Origin of the sequence: Streptomyces sp. W16 (assembly GCF_033194735.1) — a bacterium.
GTDB lineage: Bacteria > Actinomycetota > Actinomycetes > Streptomycetales > Streptomycetaceae > Streptomyces.
The window spans coordinates 1-1,361 of sequence record NZ_JAWOAI010001080.1; the positions used below are offsets into that span (position 1 = coordinate 1).

At 73.9% G+C, this 1,361-nt stretch carries 2 protein-coding genes; both read right to left on the reverse strand.

Going from position 1 to position 1,361, the window contains the following annotated elements; all coding sequences use genetic code 11:
* A partial coding sequence (locus tag R6V09_RS53240; protein ID WP_317888571.1) for a condensation domain-containing protein occupies nt 1–723 on the reverse strand: 723 nt, incomplete at its 3' end.
* On the reverse strand, nt 720–1,361 hold a 642-nt coding region (locus R6V09_RS53245), incomplete at its 5' end, for a phosphopantetheine-binding protein (RefSeq protein ID WP_317888572.1). The genes R6V09_RS53240 and R6V09_RS53245, both read right to left, overlap by 4 nt.

A 1,361-nucleotide genomic window follows, 5' to 3' on the forward strand; every position in this document is an offset into this window, starting at 1 on the left:
ATCGGCGTCGAAGCCGCGCGCCGCCCTCGGGTTGCCCGGGTCCTGGGCCGGTGCGTCGGCCAGCGTCGTGCGCCAGTGGTCGATCTGTGCGTTCCAGCTCCCGGTGCGCAGCGACTCGTTCTGCCAGTGCGCCACGTCCGGGTACTGCAGCGTCGGCGCGGGCAGCGCGGGTTCGCGGCCCTGGACGTACGCGCTGTACAGGGCGCCCAGTTCACCGGCGAAGATGTCCCGGGAGGCGGCGTCGTACACCAGGAGGTGGCCGACGCAGACCAGGACGTGGTCGTCGGGGGCGTTACGGATCAGCAGGCCGCCGAGCAGCGGGACGCAGGCGGGGTCGGGGGCCGAGGCGACCTGATCTGCGATCAGTCGCCCGGTCTCCGCTTCCCGTTCCTCCGGCGCGAGGCCGCTGAGGTCGGTCAGCGGCAGTTCGAAGGGGACCTCCGCGTGGACCTCGGCCACCAGGTCCCCGTCGGCCTCGCGGAAGGCCGTGCGCAGCGCCTCGTGCCGGCGGATCAGCTCGGCGAAGGCCGCCCGCAGTGCGGTGAGGTCGAGCCGCCCGCTGATGGCTATGGCCTCGGGCACGGCCAGCACGGCGTGGCCTGGCGATGCCTGGTGCATCGCCCACACGCCACGCTGGACGCACGAGGTGGGCAGTGCGAAGACCTCGTCGGGCGGTCCCGCCGTGGGCCCCTGCTCCGGTTCCGTGATCGTAGGTCCGCTCATGCCCGGCCGCTCCTGGCACTCGTGCGCGGCAGCCGCGTCAGCGGGACCTCGGCGGGCTTCCCCGGCGCCGCTTCCGCGCGGTCGCGGATCGCCGCGCAGAGCTGGGCGACGGTCGGGGACTCGAAGATCAGCGCCAGCGGGATGTCCACGCCCAGTGCCTCCCGGGCCCGGGCCACGACCTCGGTGGCGAGCAGGGAGTGCCCGCCGAGGGAGAAGAAGTCGTCCGCCATGCCGACCCGTTCGACGCCGAGCACCTGCGCCCACACCTCGGCCATCAGCTCCTCGTCGGAGTGGCGCGGGGCGATGTAGGTGTGCTGCCGGGTGCCGACCGGTTCGGGGAGCGCGCCGCGGTCGAGTTTGCCGGTGCTGGTCAGCGGCATCACATCGAGCACCTGGAAGCTGGACGGCTTCATGTAGTCCGGCAGCCGCTCGGAGAGGTGGGCGCCGATCCGTGCGACGAGTTCCCGCTCGGCCTCCAGCCGCATCGGGTCCGAGGCCCACCGGGCGGGCTCGGGGGCCGTGTTCTGCTCCGGAGGGACGAACAGGCGGGCGGCGTCGGCCGCGGCGGCCGGACGCAGGGCGATGTCGAAGCGGGCCGGGTCGCCGAGCGAGGGTGCGGCGACCGCGCTGAGTCCCTG